At 43.0% G+C, this 23,939-nt stretch carries 12 protein-coding genes and 1 pseudogene; 5 read left to right on the top strand and 8 right to left on the bottom strand.

What is annotated here, in order from left to right; translation table 11 throughout:
- Nucleotides 1–608: 608 nt before the first annotated feature.
- From AACT52_RS23820 to AACT52_RS23805, 4 genes and pseudogenes are all read right to left on the bottom strand, one after another.
- Nucleotides 609–2,366 (bottom strand): zinc ribbon domain-containing protein, encoded by a 1,758-nt coding sequence (locus AACT52_RS23820; RefSeq protein WP_073633545.1) that lies wholly within the window; start codon nt 2,364–2,366, stop codon nt 609–611.
- A 12-nt stretch (nt 2,367–2,378) separates the two neighbouring features.
- Nucleotides 2,379–3,086, bottom strand: a complete 708-nt coding sequence (locus AACT52_RS23815) for a hypothetical protein (RefSeq protein ID WP_073633544.1) — start codon at nt 3,084–3,086, stop codon at nt 2,379–2,381.
- Between the two features lie 23 nt (nt 3,087–3,109).
- Nucleotides 3,110–3,271, bottom strand: coding sequence for a hypothetical protein (locus AACT52_RS23810; protein WP_158054754.1), 162 nt, complete (start codon nt 3,269–3,271; stop codon nt 3,110–3,112).
- Between the two features lie 227 nt (nt 3,272–3,498).
- Nucleotides 3,499–3,926, bottom strand: a pseudogene (locus AACT52_RS23805) (hypothetical protein); the annotation flags it as partial.
- Nucleotides 3,927–4,499: 573 nt separating this feature from the next.
- Between AACT52_RS23805 and AACT52_RS23795 the strand changes: the two are divergent.
- From AACT52_RS23795 to AACT52_RS23785, 3 genes are all read left to right on the top strand, one after another.
- Complete coding sequence (locus AACT52_RS23795; RefSeq protein ID WP_073633542.1) at nt 4,500–5,201, top strand: tetratricopeptide repeat protein; 702 nt, start codon at nt 4,500–4,502, stop codon at nt 5,199–5,201.
- A gap of 1,091 nt (nt 5,202–6,292) precedes the next feature.
- The gene (locus AACT52_RS23790) at nt 6,293–8,047 is read left to right on the top strand and encodes a ShlB/FhaC/HecB family hemolysin secretion/activation protein (RefSeq protein WP_096549367.1); all 1,755 of its coding nucleotides are present in this window, start codon (nt 6,293–6,295) and stop codon (nt 8,045–8,047) included.
- A gap of 465 nt (nt 8,048–8,512) precedes the next feature.
- Nucleotides 8,513–11,323 (top strand): CHAT domain-containing protein, encoded by a 2,811-nt coding sequence (locus AACT52_RS23785; RefSeq protein ID WP_073633539.1) that lies wholly within the window; start codon nt 8,513–8,515, stop codon nt 11,321–11,323.
- A 138-nt stretch (nt 11,324–11,461) separates the two neighbouring features.
- Here AACT52_RS23785 and AACT52_RS23780 read toward each other — a convergent pair whose 3' ends face one another.
- The 3 genes from AACT52_RS23780 to AACT52_RS23770 all read right to left on the bottom strand — a co-directional run bounded on the left by AACT52_RS23780 (nt 11,462) and on the right by AACT52_RS23770 (nt 18,841).
- Entirely contained in the window at nt 11,462–13,582 is a 2,121-nt protein-coding gene (locus AACT52_RS23780; protein WP_073633538.1) for a CHASE2 domain-containing serine/threonine-protein kinase, read from the bottom strand.
- Nucleotides 13,583–13,726: 144 nt separating this feature from the next.
- On the bottom strand, nt 13,727–15,394 hold the full coding sequence (locus tag AACT52_RS23775; protein ID WP_073633537.1) for an FAD-binding oxidoreductase: 1,668 nt from the start codon (nt 15,392–15,394) through the stop codon (nt 13,727–13,729).
- Between the two features lie 159 nt (nt 15,395–15,553).
- Entirely contained in the window at nt 15,554–18,841 is a 3,288-nt protein-coding gene (locus tag AACT52_RS23770; protein WP_073633536.1) for an FHA domain-containing protein, read from the bottom strand.
- Between the two features lie 435 nt (nt 18,842–19,276).
- Here AACT52_RS23770 and AACT52_RS23765 point away from each other — a divergent pair, with 435 nt between their 5' ends.
- Entirely contained in the window at nt 19,277–20,032 is a 756-nt protein-coding gene (locus AACT52_RS23765) for a DUF928 domain-containing protein (RefSeq protein WP_073633535.1), read from the top strand.
- Between the two features lie 792 nt (nt 20,033–20,824).
- On the opposite strand, the gene ribBA is transcribed toward AACT52_RS23765, so the two are convergent.
- Entirely contained in the window at nt 20,825–22,513 is a 1,689-nt protein-coding gene (ribBA, locus tag AACT52_RS23760) for a bifunctional 3,4-dihydroxy-2-butanone-4-phosphate synthase/GTP cyclohydrolase II (RefSeq protein WP_073633534.1), read from the bottom strand.
- 238 nt (nt 22,514–22,751) lie between these two features.
- Here ribBA and argC point away from each other — a divergent pair, with 238 nt between their 5' ends.
- Nucleotides 22,752–23,810 (top strand): N-acetyl-gamma-glutamyl-phosphate reductase, encoded by a 1,059-nt coding sequence (gene argC, locus AACT52_RS23755; protein ID WP_073633533.1) that lies wholly within the window; start codon nt 22,752–22,754, stop codon nt 23,808–23,810.
- Nucleotides 23,811–23,939 lie beyond the last annotated feature (129 nt).

The following is a 23,939-nucleotide window of genomic DNA, read 5'->3' as shown; positions in this document are numbered from 1 at the left end:
AATGTTCGACTACATATACTATTTTCCAGAATTTTTAGTATTTCGGAACAATCGGATGTCATCAGGGATGTATAAAGATTGCCTGCATGAGGATGAGGAATTTTCTGCTTAGTCACTCAGTAACTCAGGGATAACTTCCAGGACATTCTCAGACCAGTGGTGTTTGGCAGACAGCGTATAGTTTTGCTGCAAGCTGGGGAAAAGGTTGCGGCGATTATCCCCATCGGGGAATTTGAGTGCCTAGAGTCTTTAAAGCAGGAGATAAAACCTTTACAATATTGACCCGATGAGTATGGATATTACGGGAATGAGGGGGGAATCCACTGTGTAGACCTCTCTGAAGTGGAAGCAGAGTTTGATCACATACTAACCGAGGTTAGATTATATGATGAAATTTTTGGGATATTGCCACCGAGTAATTTATTGGGGAAAGAATTCCAGATTTTTCCACCTTTAGCTATTTTAATGAATATTAATATTTTTTGCGTGCAATCGTATCTAATTAGTGAGATAAATTCGCAATGGACTTGCAGTCAGTAATCTATTCTTATTTAAGAGAATCAAGAGCTATTTTAACAGGCGTTATTTGAACCAGTTTTTAGGCTTATTTATCCAGAAATAAATTCTTCAGCAGCATTTTTTATTATGATTGAACGGCGCTCTTTTATGTAAGGAATTGCTTTCAAATCCTCAAGAGTAGCTTCAAGGATATCACGAATTAATGGAAAATCATTCCTAATACGAGTTTTAATTTTTTCACTAATCGATAAAGAATCAATAGATTCGTCTAGTAAGGCACTTACTATAGGTGTAATCTCAACTTTTGAACCACATTCAGGGCAGAACTTAGCATTTGGAGGTAAATATGCTGAACAGCTTGCACATTGTTCAGAAGCTTCTTTAAGGTCACTCAAGTAGTTGTCAAAATTTGGGTCATTACCTACAAAACCTTTTGTATATCTAACATTTAGAAGTTTAATTGCTTCAGTTAAGTCAGTAGCAGAAAATGCTTTCTCCGTAGCCATAAGTGCGAGATGAACCATGTATCTATTTCCAGTTTTTTTGCCCGAAACTGCAACGGTTCCTTTATCAGCTAATATGCCAGAGTAACAGAGAATATTTAATGCTAAGCTAAGATGAGGCGACATATCACGCCGCACAGTAAAGAAAGCTGACTGATCGTTATTTTTCTTCGGGCTATCGTTTTTATTTTTTAATTCTTGAATAACATAATTTCTTAATAAATTAATTCCAATCTTAACATGAGAAGAAAATTTAGGAAGTCGTTTAGCTAAGTTATGATGATAGGGTATGAGTTCTTTATCAACGAATTCCTGAGCAGCTAAAACAACTGCTCTTTCAGAAAAACCCTCTGTTAATTGTTGTGATTTTTCTAATGAACCATTCAAAAGGTGTAAGAATGCACGTGGATTTCCTGTTGAGAGATAAACGCAAAGATCCAGGACATGACCCTTAGAAAATACTTTTTTATGCAAAGAGCTACTTTGAGGAATTCGCTTCATTAGCATTTTTCTGAAAAGGTCTTTATTTGCATTCCTACCTTCTATACTATGGTCAAATCTATCCATCGATATACGTATTGCATCCTGACCTACTTCAAAATTTCTTCCGTAAGAAGTAATAGTAGGATAAACAGCCGCCTTAACAGCTATTTCTCCTCCATGTAAAAGTTTGAATATTTCAAAAAAAATCTCTTGTTGTGCTGGAATAAAAGTGTGAGCAGCTTCATCAAATAAAAAGACTATTTTTGATAACTTAAATTGTGATATTATATGTTTTACGGCATCAAGTAAAGAAGTAATATCATTAACTTTATCTAAAAAAGCATTGCCTATTTGATGAACAATTTCTTCTTTATTTGACGCAGTTGAGAGTTTTTGTAAATCATGAATTTTTTCCTGCAAATATGTTCTTGTTGTTTTAGGTGATTTAATTCCAAACATTTCATGATATGGATCAATTATGCTTTCATGAGTAATCAAATCAAGAGTTAGAAGTTTTTCATGTAAACCCTCAAGAATTTTTGCCCCAACCCAAGCTTGAAAAGCATCTCTTTCACCAACTTTAACTCCTTCTAGCAAAGTGCTAGTTTTGAAACTAATATATACGGCTAGCTTTCTATTCTTCAAAAATTCTCTGTCCATTTCTATTTCTGCTTGTCTTAGCAACATGGACTTTCCAACACCACGGGAACCTTCTAACAGATGAGCACCAACTCCTTTTATGGTATCTATAACTTTACGTTCAAAATCACCTACAACTGTTAAGCTAGAAATTTGTGTGTCAACCAAATCTTCACATCTTGCGGCTTGAATCAGTTCCAAAGTTTGCTTGTCATCAGACATTATTTAATCCTCTTATATTCGTGCAATTGAAGGCATTCTTTTTTCTAACTCTTGAAAAACATCGTTAAATCTATGTTTCCAGAGTTGAAGTAGTAGATTTTGAACTCGTATTACAAGCTCCAAATGTTCTTCCCAATCAGGTTTATTATAAGTAAAACGTTCTGGCAAAACTGATTCAAATGTTGATATTTTTCCATGTATTGTATTGCTAAGATTTCTATAGATTTTCTTGGCTTCATTGATATCAAACAACGAATTATCAGAAAAATTAGTATTTTCGGACGCAACAAAGGATTTATAGCTAGCACTATTTAAGCATTCAACCATTTCGTTGAAATTCAAATCTTTATCGTGGCATTTCCATCCCCAAAAGTGATGTGGCATATTCCACAAATAAATAACGGCAATCCCAAGTTCTAAGACTCTACGAAGTAAAGTTTGAGCAGGTTTATCCAAAGAACATCCAGCTAAGTATATTGAAATGACTACATCGGTAAACAATTCATCAAAAATAGCAGTAATTTCCTTGTGAGAGCGAGATAAATTTGGGCTTTCACGTAAAATTTGTCCTAGAATTGCGAATGCACGTGCCTTGAGTTCTACTTGAGATAATTTCTCTAGGTTTTCTAGAAGAGAAAATCTCAAGTTGTTTTCAAATTTATCTTGAAGGTCTCGAAATACTTTTGTTGAATCTAGTTCTATATTGTGATTCAAATCCATGAGATGATAATGCTGATGCTACCTTATAAGTGCGCTTGTCTTTGTATCCAAAAGAGTAACTGCCATTTGTCAATGTCAATGTCGCTAAAATGAGTACGAACAGCCTCATATTCTTCTGGAATAGCAGTGATGATAACCGTACAATGCAGGCTTTGATACTTTTGTCTCAATTTGCTATGAGGCATACAGGATTTCCTGTTTTGCAGTTTTGCATCTAGGGGCGTCACACTGTTACTAGTTGTACATTTTACATGGTAATTTTCCCGAGTGCAAAAGCAACTAGCTGAGTATAAAAGTCCAACGAGACGGCTGATTGTCAGGGAAGGCTTGCCGAAGAACGTACATGCACCTTAACCTTGCTCATCTATGGCACGGATGCTCAATAAGCTAAAGCACAAATAAGCTTGCATATTTAAATTTTTTCAAATTCTTGTGGGGTGGGCATCTTGCCCGCCAAGATAATGCAAGTTAAATGTGGAACAGAAGAAGGCAATGTCCCTGCTGAGAACGTCTGTCGATCCAATTGCACTTGCAGGTTACTCAAGGGCTCAACACCTGGAGAAATCAGAAATTCTAGCTTTTGGATGTAAGGCAAAGTGACGAGTTCGTCCAAAATTTGACTAATCGCCTGCACGTAAGGATGACCTTTCTGTGTATACCAATCGGATGTTGCAACGTTCGCTTGGTCGAAACCTAAATGTACAATTAAGGATGGCTTATCAAACAAGTCGATGCTCCAAAGGAACCGCGCAAGGGGCGATCGCACGGAGTGCCCGCAGTCATGCGATCGCTGCTGGGACGCGCTTGTTCCTGTAACAACAAATCATGAGTTTTCGCTAACTTGATATCTATGCCTGTCCGCTCCACCCCACACAAACTGTATTCAACGCAAATGAGAACCCCTATATACAAAGCTGGTATGAGATTAAACTTGGAACTCAATCTTTTCTTAACCGATCATTTATAAAATTATAAAATAAAAGTTAAATTTTTATAAGGTGCGTTGGGCGCTTTCATGCGCGAGTTTTTCTTATGAAGTGACTTTCCAGGCACATAATACACCATTTTAGTAGATGCATGAAACGATGTTAACGCACCCTATATATTTATAATGCACTTTATTTATTAACTCTTAGGTTTCTATAATAGTCTATCAAGGACTATACTGTGGTACCTACCCTCAGGTGGTAGAGCTTACCTTAGATAGAGTCATGGTTTTTCCCTCGGACTAGTTCGATTTACAGAAGTCAAATAAGACCGACTTTGGGAGAATAAGATGCTATGGCGACCTACCGCATAAAGAGCTTGGTGAAAAATCAAGTGTAATCTGGCTAAAGTATTTTTTTATCAAATCAATTATTTTTTCGTTATGTTACTTATTCAAAAGCTGTGCAATGTAGTGGAGTACACCAGATGATAAAGCAAAAAATCCTTGCTACCGAACCAGTGCTAACTGTAGCAGGACTAATTGGTACAGGTGTTCTCCAACCGGCAGAAGCCACTACAGTCGAAGAAAACCCTACAGTGGGAAAATATATAAAAGACTTTCATAGCTCTAGTAGCAGTGTTGGGAATGATTTTGCAGCAGTACTTGTGACAGTTGGAATTATATTAGCCCTAGGCTCGACTGTTTGTGTAGTACAGAAAGCTCTTAATTCGAGCAAGCCTTCTTCAAGCACTGCCGATTCTGTGCGTACAGGAGAAGAGAAACGTAGAGCTACTACAGAAAATACCACATCTGGTAGTCAACAGATTACTCCTGCTACATACATTGAAAAAGCTTATACTTCGTGGCGACAAGGAGATGTTCAACAAGCGGTTGCTGAATTGAATAATGCAATTCGTCTTCATCCCCACAATGCTTACCTCTATACCGAACGAGCTAAGTTTCGTCGCAAAAATCTAGGGGACAAAGAGGGCGCACTTGAGGATTATACCCAAGCTATTCATCTCCATCCTGACAATGCCCTTTTCTACCTTTGGCGTAGTCAGCTTTACCATGAAATAGGGGATATCTTAAAAGCTATGACAGATTATAACACAGCTATTCGTCTTGCCCCTGACGATACCGTATATCACTTTTCGCCAACAAGCGTAAATTCAGTAAGACGCTGAGCGAATCACTTATCAGTCAACAGTGAGGACATAGCACCCTCCCCAATATTGCAGGTGTTATTAACTGCATGAAACTAACGTATTACTACTAGTAAATGAACCACTTTTTAGATAAAGAGGAAAGCTAAATCCATAAAACTTATTGATGTTTCACCTATCTACATCTAAGGATTGTTTTGGAAGAGTCTTCAATATTTGTAACAATAATTCTGCTTTTCTGGAAATATACTTAAAGTATTACTTGTAACGGTTGCACGTAGGAATTTCCTCAAGCTCTGATAATAAGTAAAATTATTGAAGCGTTGTAGAAAACCTAACTCATATCGAGTCAGTATCTCTGCTACCAGTTTAGTCTGAAGAAATGCAGGCAAACTTGAGATTTACTAGTGTAGAAACCGCAGAAGTAACTGACCACAGTCAAAAAAGTCGAAAGCTAAAGGCAACGAGACTTTTGACTTCTAAAAAAGCGGCACTAGTACAACGCGTACGGAAATAATCTCACCGTTAAAAAGACATAAAAAGCTTATATCGATAGCATTTGCGCCTTTTGACGAATTGTACTAGTTGCATACAGCCCTGAAAATAGCAGGTTCGCCTGGTGTCTAACACGGTAGAATTGCGTAATTCTGCTTTTAGCAGTAAGATACTACCGTTAAGCTGATTTTTAAGGAATTTCCATCCCTATTGAGTAAGATTGTTCATATTTTCTTTAACAAGAAACTGCATTCTTTTGGAATACACTATACTCATTATTTCTATCGTTTCTGCTGTTTGTGCAACAGGTAAAACGACTGATCTAGTGTAGAGAAACCTCACACTAAGTAGCATATTTAAGCACTTTTCTGCGTTCATTAGCAAAGAAGCTTTCCTCAAAAACCCCTTTAGGATTGAGAACATCTCTAATCCTAATGTTGCGCTAACTGTAGCAACGACTGGCTGGGCTTTTAAAGAAAGCCAATGCGTCCTTATGACCAACTTTGCTACAACCGTCTATCTCTCTGACTTTCCGGCATCTGCTTGTTGTTATGCTAAATAAAAGGGTTTCAAGTTTCTATTACAACTGGCATTCGTCCAGCTTATTCATACTCACCATGATGCTATTTAGCAGTTGGCAGCAACAGCCGTTGTCAGCACAAACGGTGAATACGCTGGCTGTTCCTCAGCCAAAAGTTGAAACTGCCCAAACCGAACCTCCATCAGACATCTTCAACCGACCAGAACGAGAAAATCTTCCCCTAGTACCCGAAACACCTCCAGTCCTCCCACCTCCAGAAAACTTACTTCCATCTCCTCCCCAAACTCCTCCCAGTCCCGAAGGAGTTCCGAATGCGTTTCCTGGAACTATCGAAGTTGAGCGTTTTGAAGTAATTGGCAGCACTGTATTCAGCCGTGAACAACTAGCTGAGGTTACCAAAAAATTCATTAACAGACCGATTACCTTTGCTGAATTGCTCCAAGCTTCTGAAGCAATAACAAAACTTTACAACGACAAAGATTACGTCACCTCTGCGGCTTTCCTTCCAGCAGAGCAAACCTACAACCTTAAAGGAAGTGTCGTCAAAATTCAGGTCGTGGAAGGTCGCTTGGAAAATATCCAGGTTAGAGGTTTGAAGCGGTTGAACCCCAACTATATCCGCAGCCGTTTAAAGATCGCCACAGGTAAACCCCTGAACTTGAATAGATTGCTAGAAGCACTGCGACTGCTTCAGCTCAATCCATTAATTCAAAATATCTCTGCGGAACTTGCGGCTGGCTCAACGCCTGGTGGTAACGTGCTAGACGTTACGGTGAGGGAGGCAAAAACATTGTCTGCCCAAATTAGCTTAGACAACAATCGTAACCCGAGTATTGGCAGCTTTCAGCGGCAAATCCAACTTAACCAAGCCAACCTGCTGGGACAGGGAGATAGTTTAAGTGTCGGCTACGCCAATACTGATGGTAGCAACGATGTCGAAGCTCGCTATACGTATCCTATAAATGCCTACAATGGAACGTTGGAATTTGCCTATAACTATACAGACAGCAGTGTTATTGAAGAACCCTTTGATGAATTAGATATCGAAGGAAGCTCACAAGATTTTGCTCTAACACTACGTCAACCGATTGTGCAAACCCCCACCGAAGAATTTGCCCTCGGGCTGAGTATAAATCGGCGGGAAAGTGACGTTGGCTTTTTGGAATCGCTTGTTGGTCGCCGCATCGGATTTCCCCAACCGGGAGCTAATGATGATGGAGAAACTCGCTTATCAATACTGCGGTTTTTTCAAGAGTGGACTCAGCGCAGTAGTCAACAAGTGCTAGCGGCGCGATCGCAATTTAGCTTTGGCTTAGATGTCTTCGATGCTACCAGCAACAACAGCGGACCAGATGGTACCTTTTTTTCCTGGCGAGGACAGGCACAGTGGGTGCGGCTTTTAGCTCGAGATACCATAGTGCTACTCCGTGCAGATGCTCAATTAGCCGACAGACCATTAGTTCCTTTAGAGCAGTTTGGTTTGGGAGGACAACGCACGGTACGCGGCTATCGTCAAGACCTGCTGTTAACAGATAATGCGTTTTTAGCTTCTGCTGAATTAAGGTATCCTATTTTACGAATTCCCGAAGTGGGTGGCATATTACAAATTACTCCATTTGTTGACTATGGAACAGCATCGAATCGGTCTGGAAACCCCAATTTAGAAGTTAGCGACCTCGCTTCTGTAGGAGTAGGATTACTGTGGCAAAGCAATAATTTAACTGCCAGATTTGACTACGGCATTCCTCTTGTATATGTGAGATCACGCAATGATGAAACTTTACAAGAGAAGGGACTATATTTTTCCATCGTTTATACCCAATCATTTTAACAGTTATCAGTTGGGTAGATGGGTAGAGAGCGTATCCCTCACGGGACGCTTTGCGACGAGCGCGAGTATTCGAGTTCTTTTTGCTACTTACTACCTACTAGGCGGCTGATACTTGGTCAATACATTTCGGTGAGTGATGTTCCGTTCTAGGAGATCCCCCAACCCCCTTAAAACAGTACCAGCCGCAGTACCAGCCGCAGTGCGGGCGCTTTGGGGGATTTAAAAGAGCCACCAACGCTTATGCCTACGGCACGTCTCTTGACGAACGGTGCTCTTGGTGGGGGACTGAAACATGCAAAGGATGAAGCTGATAACTGATAACTGATAACTGGTAACTGTTAAAAAGGGGGCAGATAGTTCGCCCCTTTTTAAGGCTTGCTCGGGGGGATCAAGTATTATCCGAAAAGTATTGGGTACTTGGTTGAATCATAACCACCACTATAAAAATGCAATGTTTAACAGCTTATGTCTAGACTTATTCTTCTAGCTGCAATTGCCCAAATTGCAGTTGCTACAAGCCCACTTGTGGCAGCTGATAGCGCCAATTATCCCCACACTCAACAAAGTCAGCCTACCCAAGTAGTACAGCAAAGGGATGCCAGACAACTGTTGCAGCAAGGCTTGCAACTCTACCAGACAGAACAGTTCTCAAGGTCTGTGCAGGTTTTACAACAAGCAGCTAAAACATTTCAAACTCAAGGCGATTTCCTGAATCAAGCCTTGGCATTGAACTATGTTGCATTGGCATATCAGCAGCTTGGACAGTTACCCCAAGCAAACACAGCCATAGCAGAGAGTTTGGAACTGTTACAAAAAAATCGGGGAAATTCTAAAGAATACATAAAAATTCGCGCCCAGACACTTAACAACCAAGGTCAGATTCAACTAGCCGAAGGGAAATCTGAAAAAGCTCTTGCCAGCTGGGAGGAAGCAACCGCCCTTTACGCTAAAAACGGGGATAAGGAAGGGGAGATTGGTAGCAAAATTAACCAAGTTCAGGCACTGCAAGCGTTGGGGCTTTACCGTCGCGCTCGCCTAAACTTAACAGATATAAATAAACTGCTACAGGCGCAACCCGACTCTCTGCTGAAGGCAAACGGACTGTTGAGCTTGGGTAATGCTCTACGAGTCGTGGGAGTTTTAGACCAGACACAACCACAGGAACAGAAACAACCACAGGAACAGAAACAACCACAGCCACAGCAAATAGAAAATTTTGGTTCCAAACAAGCCTTAAAGCAAAGTTTGGCAGTCGCTTCTAAACTAAACTCTGGGGAACTAGTATCACAAATTTACCTGAGTTTGGGGAACACAGCCCAAGCGTTGCGAAGAACTGATGCAGCCCAAGCGTTGCAAAGAACTAATGAAGCGATGGATTATTACCGACAAGCTGCTGCGCCTTCTGCTTCGCCGACAACTCGGCTGGTGGCGCAAATCAATCAACTGCGGTTATCTCTACAAGAGCCACCACAACAACAGCCAAAACAAGTAGCCCAAAATTCTTACCAAAATTTGCAGCAAAGTTTATTGCCTCAAATTCAATCTCAGCTTGACAGCTTACCACCTAGTCGCAAGACGGTTTATGCTAGGATTAACTTCGCCCAAACTCTGGCTTGTCTTAGGCAAAAAACTGAGGCAAGAGGAACGGCAATAAATGGAGTAAATGTAAATTGCCCGAAACAAGAGACATCGGCAGAAAATATCACAACAAACAACATTCCAGAATGGAAGGCGATCGCCCAAATAGTGGTAACAGCTGTTGAGCAAGCCAAAAGTCTGGAAGACAAGCGTGCCGAGGCTTATGCCTTGGGGACTCTGGGGGGACTTTACGAGCAGACTCAGCAGTGGAATGATGCACAAAAACTCACCCAGCAAGCCTCGGCACTAGCTGAAAATATTCCAGCACCGGATATTGGCTATCGTTGGCAGTGGCAGTTGGGTCGTATCCTGAAAAGTAGAGGAGATCAGACAGGGGCGAAAGCAGCATACACCAAAGCTGTTAATAATCTCAAGTCTATACGCGGCGATTTAGTTGCCATGCGTGAGGTGGAATATTCTTTTCAAGAGGAAGTTGAGCCAATCTATCGCGAACTGGTGAGTTTGTTGTTGCAGTCAGGAAACAAGCAACCCAGCCAAGATGACCTTAGCACAGCTAGAAATGTCATAGAATCACTCAAAGTAGCAGAATTAGACAACTTCTTCCGCAGAGCTTGTGTAGACGCAACACCCGTCCAGATTGACCAAATTGATCGCACAGCAGCAGTCATTTATCCAGTGATTTTAGCCGATCGCCTGGAAGTTATCGTCTCCCTGCCTTCCTCCTCAACTAAACAGAAACAGAATCAGAATCAGGACTTACGTCATTACACAAAGATTCTATCCCAAAACGAAGTCGAACAAAAGCTTGAGGATCTGCGGCAAAAATTAGAAACCCGCCAGACTCCAGAGTTTCTGGTTCCGTCCCAAGAAGTTTATCAATGGATCATTCAACCAATTGAATCGGAATTGGAAAAACGCCAAATCAAAAACTTGGTGTTTGTCTTGGATGGTCCGATGCGAAGCATCCCTATGGCGGCGTTGTATGATGGAAAGAGCTATCTTGTCCAGAAATATAACATTGCTCTGACACCAGGTTTAGAGCTATTAAACCCCCAACCTTTTGCACGCACTGAACGGCGAACTATTGCGGGTGGACTCAGCGAAGCTAGGCCAAACTTTCCGGCACTCCCTGCTGTCAAACGCGAACTTAAGGAAATCCAATCAACAGTTCGTCAAAGTGAGGTACTGCTTGATAAGAAATTTACCACCGAAGCTATTAAAGAGGCTGTTAAATCGTTGAATGCACCGGTAGTTCACCTGGCAACTCATGGTCAGTTTAGTTCTAAGGCAGAAGATACCTTCATTTTGACATTTAATGGTCGCGTCAAGGTCAACGAGTTGAGTGACTTACTCAAAACTAGAGCAACCAACCAACGGGGTGCAATTGAGCTACTTGTTCTGAGTGCTTGCTCAACGGCTGCAGGAGACAATCGAGCCGCATTAGGGATTGCTGGAGTTGCTATCCAGGCTGGGGCACGTAGTACATTAGCGTCGCTTTGGGTTGTAGATGATCAAGCAACTGCTGACATCATGGGTGAGTTTTACAAACAGTTAAGCAGACCCGATATCACTAAAGCACAAGCCTTAAAGGATGCTCAACTGTCCTTGTTGAAGAATCCTTCGTACGAGCATCCGTATTATTGGGCACCCTATGTTTTGGTAGGTAACTGGCTATAAAGAGGATTGGGGGTTAGGGATTAGGGACCAAACAATTCAAAAGTCAAAAGTCAAAAGTAAAATTCTTTTTTTGAATTTTGAATTTTGAATTTTGACTTCCCCGAAGGGGTGGTCCCCAATCCCCAGTCCCAAGTCCGGTTAGAAACTTTGCAGAGCATATAAAACTTCTTCTACTGATTGGTATCGCTTTTGGAAGTCAAAGCACACCATTTTGTCTAAAACCCCAGCTAATTCTTGCGTAGTTTCTGCAAAATGTCGCCAAACAAGTTCTGTTGTAGAGCCTCGTTCGAGGTATTTAGCAGGTGTCCCAGTTAAAGCTTGGATAGCAATCATTCCCAAAGCATAGATATCGCTATTGAGCCTTGGCTGTCCCATAAACTGCTCAGGAGGTGCATACCCCACAGTACCCACTGCTACTGTAGGGTTCTCTGTTGGGTGCTGAGGCTGAATTTGTTTGACAGCGCCAAAGTCAATTAGCACAATTCGTTGATCTTTTTCTCGACGCATCAAGTTGCTAGGTTTTATATCTCGATGGATGACACCGTGACTATGAACAAACTCTAATATCTGCAAAACATCATTCAGGAAATCCACCACTTGAGCATCAGAAAAGCGTTTACCGGGAATCAGTTCTTCATTTAAGCAATGCCCTTGAATATACTCTTGTACAAGGTAAAATTGGCTATGTTCTTCAAAATAAGCCATGAGTTGTGGAATCTGCTCGTGTTGACCCAAAACTTCTAAAATTTCTGCTTCACTTTTGAAAAGACGCCTAGCTACATCTAAAAAGACCTCATCTTTACGAGCAGGTTGTAAGTACTTGACCACACATTGAGGATTCCCTGGGCGATGAGTATCTTCAGCCAGATAGGTATAACTAAATCCACCACAACCGAGCAATTCAACGATTTTATAACGCTTATTCAGGATTGCTTGTAGTTGTAACCCATCGCCAATTTCCGCTTGTGTCTGCGTTCCCTGACTTCCACCGTCCCGCAGCAACGCTTGCAATAACGAGATGGTTTCCTTTTGCTCTTGAATCTGAAGGGCAACTTTTTCTTTCTGTTGCTTGTTTTGGAATGCAGTGTAAGCAACAACACCCGCTTCGGCCACAAGAAACCCTAAAATCGGAGATACCACTGGTACCCACCCTGCTTGAGTCAAGATAGCAAAACAGCTTAAAACCAGTAGCCCTACGCAAGCGATCGTTGCTAGCCCCAAAACGAGTGGATGCTGAATGCGCCACGCCACAACTCCACCCACCAAAGTCCAGCCCCACATCCAGAGAATTTCTCCCCACTCAGGGAAAAACCAAAACAGTCGTCTTTTGTTTGAAACCGCATCTAGAATTTCACTCACTACGTGAGCATGGATGACAACTCCAGCCATTTTGCCAGAATTGTTCTGCTTGTTGCCACCGCTATAAGGTGTGACGCGGATATCCTGGGAACTGGGTGCAGTTGTGCCAATCAAGACAATACGGTTTTTGACCAAACTAGGATTGATGCGATCGCTCAGCACATCTGTGAAACTGACTTCTTGAGCAATGCTTTTCCTAGAACCGTAGTTTAGTAATATTTGGAAACCCTGGTCATCAAGATTCCTGTAATTCCCAGAATGAGGTTCTAGAGGTTGAAACACGGTCTTACCGAGTTGCATTCCCTTTTCAGTAAATTTTGGTACAACGTTTAGGTAGTTGATAGCCAGTTGAAATCCAAGGGAAGCTTGGGCTGCACACTTTGACTTGGGATCGGGTGAAGCAATGAGTAGATTCCGCCGAATCACCCCATCTCCATCTTCCAAGAGATCGGCGAATCCTACGGCTTCCGGTGCTACACCCTGTGGAGGTGGTACAGCAGGTTCCCTGTCATCACCAAGTTTGCAAATACTTACAATGCGCGAACTCTGTTTTAGGCGTGTCAGGAGCTTTTTGTGACCAGGCTCCACTGGTACATCACGAAAAAAGTCTAAACCGATAACTTTTGCTTGATATTGCTCTAGCTTGCTCAAGACTGTACTCAAAACATTGCCATTGGGCGATGATTGCTTTAATTTTTGGATGTCATTTTCAGTAAATGCCACAATCAGAAGGCGAGGATCTGGATTCACATCTGCACGCCTTTGCATCATCTGGTCGAAAACTATTAATTCTGGGTGCTCTAGTACTCCCAACTGTTGAGCCGTAACCAGCAACACACCTACAATTGCGCTAGTAAAAACCGCAGGCTGTGTCAGTAGATTTCTTAAACTGGCAAGCATAAGCAATTATCAATTTAATATAGAAAAAATTATTATATTTTTTTGACTGTTATAAATTTCTAACAAAAGTGCGATTGCCTACAGGGTCATAGGAAGATGAGCTTTCCTTCTGTAGAGTTTCCGTGTTTCCATTGTTCCATATCATTATGCATCAATCACAACTCGTCCAATAGGGTAAGAGATGCAAGTCAGAATGTAACCTTCCTGACGTTCACTCTCTTCCAAGCCTTCAGGTTCGCCTTCTAAATCGATTTGTCCGTGTAACTTCAACTTCTTGCAGCTACCACACACTCCAGAACGGCAACTATTGCGAATTTTCAACCCCTGCTGTTCAGCCAAATTGAGAATCGATTCTTCCCCATCACTGCTGACTTCTATTCCCGACCTAGAGAAAAGAACACAACATTGACTGGTGGGAAACCTTGCAGCATCGCTCACACTTGAGTCAGAAACAGTTTCTCGAGGCAAATGTATAAAATTTTGTTTTGAGTTTTGTTTTGAGTTATACTCAACATCACGGTTGACAATATGACTCGAACTGCTCACCACAGTCTGCTTGTGTGTGGAAATAGGAGATTTGGCAGTCTTACGCACAGATCCAAAGCTTTCCTCATGGTAGTTCTGCATTGGATAGCCAAGAGCTTGCAGCATCGCTTTGACATTTTCCATAAAACCGTGCGGACCACAGACATACACACTACGCTCGCGAAAATCGGGTGCAACAACTTGCAGCATGGCTGCATCTAACCTGCCAGTTAAACCAAACCATGTCTGTCCGGGTTCTCTACGAGTCGTGGAAACAGCCACATGAAAATTCCCATGTCGTGCTGACATCAGTTCTAGTTCCTGCCGGAAAATGAAATCACGCGGGGTGCGGGCACTGTGAAAAAATATCATATCACAATCAGAACCAGTGTCACACAGCCACCGGGACATAGACATCATTGGTGTGATACCGATACCTGCGCTTAAAAGCAAAATTTTTGGGAAGGGGTTGGTGAAGCAGGTAAACTTCCCTAGTGGTCCTGAGAGCTTCATTTTACTGCCAACGGTGATATGGTCGTGCAGCCACTGAGAAACTAAACCCTCTGGTTCAGCCAATTGCGAAGCGGAAGAAGGAGGGATACGTTTGATGGTGATTTCTAAGGTATGGGGACGAGAGGGGCTTGATGAAATGGTGTAGGAACGCGAAACCTGTTTGCCATTGATTTCCAGCTTGAGGGTGACAAACTGACCTGGCTTATAAGTAAACAACACCGGAGGTTCTGCCACAAAGCGCAAGGTTTTGACATCATGTGTTTCATCGATAACACTTATGCAGGTCACTGTTAACTCTCCCTTCACCCAGCGTTGCAACTCGCTTGGTTCTAGCATCGCCAGGGGCATATATTTCTTGGCAGAGACAGGAGAAGATAGTGGTACTGCCTGAGAGTTCGGCTGACGAACGCTGAGTTGTTCTCCTTTTTTTTCAACAACTGTTTTGTCTTCTTGTGACCCAATTTGTGAAATCATCAGGACAAACCGACCGATTTGAATCGTGTCGCTTGGGTTGAGGAGATAATCCTGATTAATTTGCACCTTTTCGCCATTAATCCGGGAACCACCCCTGCTACCTAAATCAGCAAAATAATAATTTCCATTTTTCATGGAAACTTTACCATGCATCCGGCTAACTTCAGCACTGTCTAGAACTAAATCGCAGTTCACAAAGCGACCAATCAGGCACTCTTGATTCGGCTTGGTTTCTGGCTTTAAATCTACGTCTTTTAGCTGCTCTGGCGTATTAGGATCTATTAACTTGATTTTAAGCATACTTATATGTATTTAAAAACGTTAATGTTAATAATGAATATAAATTCTCTTTGTATGAAGCAATATACTTATATCCACCCTAGCTCGTGTGACTCGATCAAAAACGCCGCCGTCCAAAGTCCAGGGTGAAAGCATCGGCTTTGAACGGCGGCAATATCTTTAAAGTTGAGTCACAGCTGCAGCTTGCCCTAAACTTTCTTGAAGACGATGACTTACCATTTCTAAGACATTAATTGCAAGTGGTGGATTATGTGAAAGCGCCGCCTCAAAATCTTTTGCCTTGATAGCTAAGACTCGAGTCTTTTCCCCTAGTGCTACGACTGTTACCACATAATAGCTGTGGGTCAGGACTTCGAGTTCACCTATAGTTTGCCCAGGCAAGATAGTCTGATTATTTGCTGTATTGCCTGAGACTACCATTGCCTCGCCATCAATCAGGACTATGAGTTCAACAGCAGTTGCTCCCATTCGGCAAATTTCTTCTTGCCCGTGATATTCCCGCACGCTTGCATTGCGAGCAAGTTCAATCAAGACATTTGCCTTCAGCCCGTGGAAGAAACTGCTGTCATAAAGCCATAACAGCTTTTCTAGAGTTCCTGCTGAGTGGGCGATCGCCTGTTGTGGGGCTTGCATTTGCCATTGCACAAGGATAACCAAGTCGTCTCCACTGCTGAGGCGAATAATTTCTCCCTGTTTGAGTTGCTTTTGCTGGTCGTGAATATTTTCTTTACCAATACGCAGACCATTGCTGCTTCCCAAATCTTTAACACTGACTCCTGTTTCATCTAAATAAAATATCGCATGCTGTCGGGAAACACGGTTATCCAAAATCACAATATCATTCTCGTGTCCTCGTCCGACTTGAATTGTCGGCTGTTGGAAAACCCGTCTTTCTGTGCGTCCCATTGCTTTGATCTGAGCAATCAAAGTCGGTACATGATCAGGCTGCTTCTGGTGCTGACTCTGACCAAGAATGCTTCGAGCTGTTTCTTGTACCAGCGAATCTTTATTTTGCTTAAGATTGAGTATTTGACGAGCATACTGCATACCAATAGCATGATTATGCTGATGCAGCGCATAAAGACTGGCGGCTTGAACTAAGGGATCTAAGTCCTCTAGGAGTTCGACCAAGACTTGATGAACTGCTTCTGAACGAGGTAGACGCATATTCGTTAAAGGATTGGTCACATCCAGAGAATAGCGTTTTTTTTCTGAGCCATGATGAATGGTTGCGTCAATACCAAGTTGCGTTGATATTTGTAGAGGCGGATTGACCTGGTCTTGTTGTCGTAATGAAGCGAGAACTCTTGCATTTAAACGCTTTTGCCAGCTTGGCTGCTCATCGTTCACCTCCAAAATTTCTGCAATCACATTTGCTGCCAGTACCGCTGTTGAGCGAGCAATATTGAGAGCTTCCGGAGATTCTTTTAATAATTCTAAGATCCGCAGTAACTGGGTGGCAATCAGTTTTTTCTTTTCCTGCACTGCTTTTCGCAGCAAAATATAAACAGATGCTTGGGGGTTTCCTACTGAGTTGTACAGGATCTGATCGCGTACTGCCAATTCTTGCAACTGAGCCAAAAGTGTTTCTGCTGTCCGCAGTATTACACCGTTTTGATTAAACATCTCAGCCAAAACTTGTTCCTGTTCATCTACAGTAATGGCATACTCCTGTCTCAATGCCTGGATTTGCTTTTGCTTGCGATCAATTGCCTCTGGTAGGGGTATCCCTTTTTCCACCAGTTTTTGGATCAGCAAATCTAACGCCCGGCGGTAGCTCTCAATACGTAATTTATTTTCGCGGCTGGGTTGCTTTTGCGGAGTGAGTAAGGTTGGATCTTCCACCTCAAGTTCTGCTAAAACAGAGTAATGGTCCTCATCAGTGACGTTCAATTGGTTTCGCAAATCCTTGAGGGCGTGTAAACTTTCTGCATAACTCACATTCCCCTCTTCTAAGGCATCACGCAAAACTCCTTGGTAAACTCGCACTTGGTCTACACGCCTAAAACCAGGCAGGACTTTCGCCAAAACGTACACCTCATCGGGAATTAGGTCTTGCAATGAACGTCCTTCAAGCAACTTAGACCAGTCTACTGCGAGCTTGTTCAACTGTCGGCGCAAATTATTTGCCAGACTTTCACGAGCATAACGCTCTTTGCTACCCGCCAAACTGCGCTCCAGCCATAAGCTACTGACCAGCACACTGAGAATGTTGAACCCGATGATTGCCCAATTTGGCAGTGGGTTTAAAATGGGGCGAATGCCAAAGATAAAAAAGACATTAAACGATACAAAAGTGCACAACACAAAACAGACGTGTAGGACTTGTTCTTCATTGAGGTATTTGTTTTTCTTTTTGAGATAAGCTCTATAAAGTCTTTCTAAAAATTGGCATCCTAAATAACTAGCGGCGCAAAAAACAGCGAGGGTGAGGGGAGCTGCAATGATCTTGGGAATCGGAATTGGGCGATCAAAGATGTAAAATCCCGGTCCGAAGAGTGTGCCTAACGGGTTTTTGTCATACAGCCATCCACCAGAAAAATAGTATTCCCAGTTGCCGGAATATAAGTAAAAGAAGACGTAGTATCCCACCATCAAACCGAAGTAACCGTAAAAGACTAGCTTCTGATCTGGTCTGGTAATTCCCTCCCAATAAGAACGCTCTGCGTCAATATCGATACAAGGAGATTGGCAACTCACACACGCACTCTTCTCGTTACCAGAACTATCAACTGTCCTACAAGTGGACTGGGTGATGCTCTGTGGCGGCTGGAGGTGAGCTTCAGTCCCCAGCAAGCCCCGTCGTCCTGTAAAAAACATTTGTACAGGTGCCATTGGGCAAAAATACTGGCACCAGCTTTTTCCCTTGTAAAGAAAACCCACAGTAATGGCTGAGGCGATCGTAAATAGCAGGAAAAGCCCCATCGCCGTGCGATCGCCATTGACAAACAGGATGCGAATATTCAAGCCCAAGTACAACAAACCAAATTGCAGGAATAGGTAATTGCGACCCAGCCAAGACTCTTTTTCTATACCTGCCAATTCCGAACGAACGCTACCTGTATCTGAGTAAACCGTTTTACGCTTACGTTGGATTCCTAACGCCCGTGGAATCTGGGAGAAGAAATATAATGGACAAATCCGCCGCCAAAATTCATGACCGAACACCAGCAAAATAACGATCGCACTTGGAATAACGAGTGTCCAAAAGATGCGTGCGCCGATACTGTTGGGTTGTTTTAATAAACACGCTCCCTGAACTTTCAAGCAATTTGATGCATCTACGTACTTGTTGGCATCAAGATCAACAGAACCAAGGGAACCACTGAGATTTGTCAACCAAGGTGAGATTGGATCGTAAAATAAAGAGAAGATTAGCATCAGCCAGCCGATAGCAAGCAGCCACCTGATGAAGTGCATCTTTGTTTCTGAAACTTGACTAATCATTGTTTTGGCTTCTATATGTAGCTATGTTGGTACTAATCACCCATCAAAAATGCCCTCTTTGAATGCGCCAACGCTGCCCGGTAGAAATCAATTCAGAGGCGGGAAAGGTGTGAGGGTTTAATATTGTACATATTACGGTTAACTAACCGCAATTTCTCTTACGTGTCAAGTTGCGTTGTGGACAGTAAAGTATAAATCTTTTAATAGTTATTCATGAATATTCCTGAATTTCTACAAATTGTTGCTAAAATTCCATACGAACAAGCCATAGTAAGCTTTGGGAGACATAGCGAGCAAAAGTTTGAGATGCATAATCTCTAAGGGACTCCCCGTATAATACTTATAGCTAATAATATTGTTAGCGAAAAAACGTATGGTGGGGTAAGCTTTTTTTAAGCATCTACCACCAAGGTTTTCACCTTACGAGTGATTCTTATGAAGACCTTTTTACAAGACCGCTCTTTAACAGCAGCCACCTTGACTGCCGCCTTAGGGTTATCGTCTGTCCTCATCGCTTTTACGCCTGCAGAAGCTCGGATAACATTCAAGGCTCCATCTGTAGGAGTACCAGGTAGACGTGTGGCTGGTGCTGCGCGGGACAGTCAATGCTTAGCAGATACAGGTAGTAAGCGTCTGACAGCTATAATGCCTCAGGCGAACGTAGGGTTAACAACAGTAGCAAATCCCGTGTTGCTATTTTATGTTCCTAAAACCTCTACGCAAGCAGGACTAGAACTGGTAATCTTGGACGAGAATAAAAATAATGTTGTAACTAAGCAGTCTTATAAACCGAGTGGCAAAGCTGGAGTTGTCAGTATTCCCCTAACTACGGCGTCACTAGAAGTAGGCAAGCAGTATCGTTGGTCGTTCTCAGTGATTTGCAATCCTAAAGCACGTTCTCATGATCGCGTAGTCGAAGGAGCCATCAAACGCATTCAACCTGAAGCTCAACTGACAACACAGCTCAAAAATGCTAGCCCACAACAAGTTGCCCATGTTTATGCACAAGCTGGAATTTGGCAAGACAGTATTGCTACCCTAGCCAGTTTGCTTACCTCTCGTCCCAATGATCCAGAATTAAAAGCTGATTGGGAAGCATTGTTAAGGACACAGGGTGCAGAATTAGCTGAAGTGGTTAGTGCGCCGTTGCTACAAGGGGAGGAAGCACCACAACTTAAATCGCGGAGGTAGGGGCAATGCGAAGGTGAGACTGTGAGGAACGATGCTGCAAAGCAGCTGCTTTTCGCGTAGCAGCAAATCGAAAAAGCATCATGCTCAGATTACAGACGCGGTTAATCAAAGTGTATTGGTTATTAACCACTGTCTTAAATCTTTGATTAGGCAGGCTTGAATTCTCCTCCTAATACCAATTCCTTAAGTTAGGGTTAGAAACTGTAACTTAATTGTTGGACAAAATTAGACATTAATACCCACATATGTCTAACAAATTTGCTACAGTAGTGTTAACGCGTTCGCGTAGCGTGCCGTAGGCATAAACCAAGCGAAAAAGATTAAGGCTTGAGATCCTGTACAAAACTCTTAAGAGTAATCCTACCTGTAATAAGGCGGTTGAGAAGTCCAGAAACCTTAATAGGATTGAAAATAATGGGATAGAGTAGCAAAGTTTCTCATCTTTCAATGTCAAAAATAATTTACAGATAGGGTAAGTTTTATCCGAATTTAAGCCTGTGGACTGGTGAGTGCCGACACTGCCAGGATGAAACGGGAAGCAATCCGGGCAGTGTCTAACAAAGTTAAACTTTGTAAGCGCGTTGTCCAAGTGTTGTAGAACGGCTACAAATAATTCTCCCCTGCTGTTGTGCTGTTGTACTCCTCTGCTCCCTGCTACCGATTTGTAGCAACCTGAAAGTGAAATGGTATAAAAGGTTGTCGGCGAATTATGAAAACTTCTTATTGTAGGGTGGGCAGTGTCCACCCTACTACGTTATTAGCGGCAACACTATCCTTTACGGCAGCGACATCTCAATAAGAGCGACTAAAACTATAAATCTTTTGTGTGCCCAACTGCTCACAACAAATAGACGAAGGCAATGTCCCTAGGGGGAACGTCTGTCGATCCAATTGCACTTGCAGGTTACTCAAAGGATCAACCCCTGGTGACATCAAAAATTCTAGCTTTTCGATGTCAGGTAAACTAACGAGTTGATCCAAAATTTGACTAATCGCCTGTACGTAAGGATGACCTTTCTGCTGATACCAATCGTGTGTTGCAACGTTCGCTTGGTCGAAACCTAAGTGTACGATTAACGATGGCTTATCAAACAGGGCGATCGCCAAGGGACGTGCTTCTTCCTGTAACAATAAGTCATGACTTTTCGCTAAATGCCGTAGTTTTTCTAAGCGTTCGTAACGTTCCGTCACTGCTTCTGGGTCATCTTGCCAGTTGATCGCTACTGTCACCAGATAAGTCTGCAACAGCATATGACCCAGCTTTTTCGCTTTTGTTGTCAGGTAATAAGAATTGTAGTCGTTTGCTTCAATTAACAACGGCACACGATCCACAACTTCCAACTTGTAGCCTTTTAATCCAGCAATTTTACGGGGATTATTGGTAATCAAGCGAATCTTATGGACTCCCAAATCCATGAGCATTTGCGCTCCCATACCGTAGTCTCGCAAATCAGCGGGGAATCCCAATCGCTCATTCGCCTCTACAGTATCCAATCCCATATCCTGCAACGAGTAAGCCTTCAACTTATTAATTAGCCCAATTCCTCGTCCTTCTTGCCGCAGGTAAACTACAACACCATGTCCAGCATTTTCAATCATTTTCAGTGCTGCTTGTAACTGCATCCGACAGTCGCAGCGTAAAGAACCCAAAGCATCTCCAGTCAGGCATTCGGAATGCATCCGCACCATAACTGGGTTGTCTTCAAATTCAGCAGGATTACCCTTGACAATTGCAACGTGTTCTGTATTGTCTAGAGTGTGGCGGTAAGCGTAGATTTGAAAAAGACCAAACTGGGTGGGTAAATCAGCAACGGTTTCGCGCTTGATCAGGCGATCGTGCTGGAGGCGGTAACTAATTAAGTCCGCGATACTAATAATTTTCAAATTGTGCTGTTTGGCATACGAAATCAACTGGGGTAATCGCGCCATCGAACCGTCAGGGTTTTGAATTTCACAAATGACGCCAGCAGGGTATAATCCAGCCAATCGGGCTAAATCAACAGCAGCTTCTGTATGTCCTGCCCGTTTGAGTACGCCTCCTTCCTTTGCGCGAATGGGGAAAATATGACCGGGACGACGCAAATCTAAAGGCTGTGTTGCTGGGTTAATAGCAACTTGGATCGTCCGGGCGCGATCTTCTGCTGAAATGCCAGTACTTACCCCTAGGTGAGGTCCAGCGTCAATACTCACCGTGAAAGCAGTTTGGTTGGTGTCCGTAATGTTGGTCACCATCAATGGCAAGTCTAATTCATCCAGGCGATCGCCCGTCATTGCCAGACAAATTAGCCCTCGGGCTTCCACTGCCATAAAATTAATGATGTCAGGGGTAGCAAATTGGGCAGCACAAATCAAGTCGCCTTCATTTTCTCGATTTTCGTCATCCACCACCACAATCTGGCGACCAGCTTTCAAGTCAGCCAAGGCGGCGTCAATCGAGTCAAATACAAAGCTTGGGTTTAAGGTGGTGTTAAGCTGCGACACAGAGAATTTCCAGCTACCAAACGTAAATTTTTTTTAATAAATCCTTGTTTTTGATTGTAGCTCTTTTGGAATATTCCAGAAGCATCAGAAGCAAAGATTCGGTAACATACCGATAAATATCTGCGGCTAAAGTAGGATTTATGATCGCTCTTGGCAGTAACAGTGAAACAGCAAGAAGCCTTTAGCGGCAGAATACTGGTAATGACAGTTCTCCAGATTCAAAAAGGATTTCATAGTTATGGGTAATTTGAGACGCGTACCCGTTGGGATTGTTGGCGCGTCAGGCTACGGCGGAGTTCAGTTAGTGCGACTATTGATGGATCATCCAGAAGTCGAACTGGTTTACTTAGGTGGAGAGAGTAGCGCGGGAAAACCGTTGGCGGATCTCTACCCCCATCTAGCTCATATAATTAACCAACAGATTGAGGCTGTTGACCCAGAAACAATTGCAGGGCGTTGTGAGGTAGTTTTTCTGTCTCTGCCAAATGGTCTGGCTTGCAAAATGGCTCCGCAACTCTTGGAAAAAGGATGTAAAGTCCTAGATCTGAGTGCGGACTATCGGTTTAGCGATTTAACAACTTACACAAGCTGGTATGGTGTCCAGAGAACAGATCTGGCAACCGCAGCACAGGCTGTTTATGGATTACCAGAACTGTACCGCGATCGCATTGCAGAAGCACAACTCATAGGCTGTCCTGGTTGCTACCCCACCGCTAGCCTCCTAGCACTTTCACCACTCCTCAAGCAAGGGCTGATCGTCCCAGAAACAGCCATAGTTGATGCCAAGTCAGGCACATCTGGCGGCGGACGTCAAGCGAAAGTCAATATGTTACTTGCCGAGGCAGATAACTCCTTGGGTGCTTACAATGTTGCCCGTCACCGCCATACGCCAGAGATTGAGCAGATTTGCAGTGACTTAGCCGGGCACGAAGTCACCATTCAATTTACACCACACCTAATTCCGATGGTGCGGGGCATCTTAGCAACAGTGTATGCCACGCTACGGGACCCTGGTTTGGTGCGAGATGACTTAATCACCATTTATAGAGCCTTTTACCGTAACTCTCCTTGGGTAACAGTTTGTGACCCAGGCGTTTACCCCCAAACCAAATGGGCAGGCGGTAGTAACCTTTGTTACATAGGCATAGAAGTTGATCCGCGTACTGGTCGGGCGATCGTCATGTCAGCAATCGATAACTTAATCAAAGGGCAGGCAGGTCAAGCCATCCAGTGTCTCAACATTATGATGGGCTGGGATGAGACACTGGGGTTGCCGAAGCTGGGGTTTTATCCGTAATTGGGGATAAGGGGAGATGGGGCTACCATGTACACAAATCTCGCTCAAAACCTCACCCTCGCTTTTTGCTACGCAAAAATCTTTCCCTCTCCTTAATAAGGAGAGGGATGCCCGACAGGGCAGGGTGAG

The sequence above is a fragment of the Scytonema sp. HK-05 genome, from assembly GCF_963872035.1.
GTDB lineage: Bacteria > Cyanobacteriota > Cyanobacteriia > Cyanobacteriales > Nostocaceae > Kalymmatonema.
Note: the sequence above shows the minus strand (reverse complement) of the source record. Positions and strands in the feature narration are given on the sequence as shown.